This is a genomic window from Streptomyces acidicola, from assembly GCF_009377235.1.
Lineage (GTDB): Bacteria > Actinomycetota > Actinomycetes > Streptomycetales > Streptomycetaceae > Streptomyces > Streptomyces acidicola.
Genome location: NZ_VMNX01000538.1, coordinates 1 through 1080, shown reverse-complemented (window position 1 = coordinate 1080; position 1080 = coordinate 1). Strand labels below are relative to the sequence as shown.

At 70.6% G+C, this 1080-nt stretch carries 1 protein-coding gene; it reads left to right on the top strand.

Features of this window, described 5'->3' with window-relative positions; all coding sequences use genetic code 11:
- Positions 1-143: 143 nt before the first annotated feature.
- Positions 144-1080, top strand: a 937-nt coding sequence (locus FPZ41_RS46675; RefSeq protein ID WP_152870963.1) for a hypothetical protein, incomplete at its 3' end; no start/stop codon positions are given.

Genomic DNA, 1080 nt, shown 5'->3' with positions numbered 1-1080 from the left:
TTTATAAGAGACAGCCCCTGCACACCCACCCCCATCACCTCAGGCGAACCGCGAGACCGACACCCTTATGTGTGAAGCAGCGGCCCGCCGGTGCCACGTCTGTGCGTACGAAAACTACCTTCGTCGCCGGAGGTGACCGAACAATGACGGTCTGTGCCACCGAGGTGGCCGTGGGGAACGACGACGACGGCGGAGCCCCACGGCCCGGATGCGTGATCACCGCCGACGGGACGTACGCGGCACGCCTCGCCCTGGCCGGGGAGTCCTGGTTCCCGGAGCGCTGGACTCTGGACGGCCCCGAGCCGTACGCGGTGCCGTTGCCCGCGAACCAGCCGGAGGAGCCCGGCACCGAGGTACTCCCGATAAGCGACGGCCGGGTGCTGATCCACCGGATCGCGGGCGGGCGGCATCTGTTCTCGCTCCTCTATCCGACGGGCCCCGGGACCGGTGAGCTGTTCCTCGGCGCGGTCGAGTGTCCGGACCCGTCGGACCGGGTGCGGTTGCTGCCACCGGCGCCACGCGGGGAGTGCGCGTACGCCCTTGCCGTGGGGCGGAGTTCGACGGTGGTGTGGCTGGTGGCGGGCGGGGCGTTCGGTCCGGAGCGTCTGGCGGAGGTGCCGGGGAGTTGTTCGGGGGGTGTGTGGCTGGACGCTACGGGGCGGATGCTCGCCCTGGACCGGACGCTGCGTGGGCGGACGAAGACGGTGGTGGTGGACCTGGAGGAGGGTGGCTCGGTGTCTCCACTGCTCCAGATCGCTGAGGACAGTGACGATCGGCTGCTACTGGCCGACCCCGACAGCGGGCTCCTGCTGATTCGCTCGGACGCGCCCTCGCCCGGCCATGGGCGGCTCGGCTGGGGGGTGTTGGGCAGTACGCTGCCGGTCCGGTTTCCCGAGTGCCTGCGGTTGCGGGACTGCGTGGTGACACCGTTCGCGATTCAGCCCGGGCAGGTGCTTACGCCGGAGAGTTGTGCGGTGGCTCTTCGGGTGGACGGTGCGGTCGGCAGCTGGGTGGGGGTCTGGCGCCCTGCCGAGCGGCAGGTCCATCATCTTGCGGCGCCTGAGGGGTGGTTGGCGGGGG